Genomic DNA, 404 nt, shown 5'->3' with positions numbered 1-404 from the left:
CTCCAGGCCGAACTCCCGACCGACCGCCTGGGCGAAGTCGGTCTGCATCTCGGAGAGCATCTGCGGCCCGCCGATGAAGGCCGTGCTTCGCAGCCGGCCCTCCTTCATCGGGACGACGTAGGCGACCATGTGCGGGGTCGTCTCGTCGCGGTGGACGTGGGTGCTGACGACGTTCTCGGCCCCATGCCGCTCGACCAGCCAGGCGCGGGCCTGCTCGAAGTAGGCGGCGCCGTCGTTCGACTGGCCGAACTCGGGCGAGAAGGTGATCAGATATTCGAGGCCGAGGACCGCATCCGACCGGCGCTTCTCGGGCAGGATCTCCTTAAACGCCGCCTGGATCTCTGCGGGCGTCTGGGGGCCGTGGTTCTCGTTGAGGTGAAGCCGGGCAGGGTCCGCGTTCGGGG

The 404-nt window shown here is 68.6% G+C and carries 1 protein-coding gene; it reads right to left on the bottom strand.

The genetic code is table 11. The annotated features are described in order from the left end of the window. The coding region (gene mobV / locus AB4Y97_RS21065; RefSeq protein ID WP_442000986.1) for a MobV family relaxase at nt 1–404 on the bottom strand (404 nt) is incomplete at both ends.

The sequence above is a fragment of the Microvirga sp. 2TAF3 genome (genome assembly GCF_052114965.1).
Taxonomy (GTDB): domain Bacteria; phylum Pseudomonadota; class Alphaproteobacteria; order Rhizobiales; family Beijerinckiaceae; genus Microvirga.
This window is presented reverse-complemented; position numbering and strand designations above follow the sequence as displayed.